We start from the raw sequence: 238 nt of genomic DNA, 5'->3' as shown, positions 1-238 counted from the left end.
CACCTCAATCCATACCTGGTTGCCCTTCTGCTGGCTCTGCAGCCAGATGTTTCCGGATTCGCTGCCGTAGTTCACGGCGTTCGTATAGAGGTTATCGATCACCTGCTGCAGCAGCGTCGCTTCAGCCAGACAATGATGCACTTGCAGATCAACTTGGGTGGTCATTTCACGTGCATTGGCTGGCAACGTGTGCACTTTTACGACCGAATCAATGATCTCATTTAGCGCCACGGGCTTC

1 pseudogene is annotated in these 238 nt (G+C 52.9%); it reads right to left on the bottom strand.

Features of this window, described 5'->3' with window-relative positions:
- Window positions 1-238, bottom strand: a pseudogene (locus KVT28_RS28015) (two-component sensor histidine kinase); the annotation flags it as partial.

The sequence above is a fragment of the Pantoea sp. GbtcB22 genome (genome assembly GCF_019091025.1).
Lineage (GTDB): Bacteria > Pseudomonadota > Gammaproteobacteria > Enterobacterales > Enterobacteriaceae > Pantoea > Pantoea leporis.
This window is presented reverse-complemented; position numbering and strand designations above follow the sequence as displayed.